The 504-nt window shown below is 36.7% G+C and carries 1 protein-coding gene; it reads right to left on the bottom strand.

Translation table 11 applies throughout. From position 1 onward, the window contains the following. Window positions 1-504, bottom strand: a 504-nt coding sequence (locus tag AC1DWB_RS37260) for a glycosyltransferase (protein WP_477546042.1), incomplete at both ends; no start/stop codon positions are given.

Genomic DNA, 504 nt, shown 5'->3' with positions numbered 1-504 from the left:
AATTATATATGCCAGTAATCTTTGAATAGTAATTACTACTACTATACTGACGGGATTGCTTCAAACAGTTTCCAACCATTGTTTGGTAGTCTTCTTCACTTAAGTCTAATAATTGATCAATTTTACTTGCTAGTTCTTCGGAATCGTTAGGACTGGCTAACGCCCCTGTATACCCTTCTACAATAAGTTCGGTTATACCACCTACACGAGTCCCAATGACCGGAGTTCCACTCGCAAATGACTCAATAATTGTTAGACCAAATACCTCATGCCAAACAGACGGAATAACACTAAATTTACTTTTTTCAATGTTCTGAATTAACAGATCTCCATTTTGAAAACCATGAAAGTGGACATTACCAATCTGCTCCTTGTGGACTTTTTCTTTAAGTTGTTGTTCTTCTGGTCCAGCCCCTATTATATCTAATGATATTGTTTTATGCTTAAGTCTTTTCATTGCATCTAGTAAAATACCAATCCCCTTTTCAGGGGAGAGTCTACCGT

The sequence above is a fragment of the Paenibacillus sp. P4_E11 genome (assembly GCF_056401635.1).
This window is presented reverse-complemented; position numbering and strand designations above follow the sequence as displayed.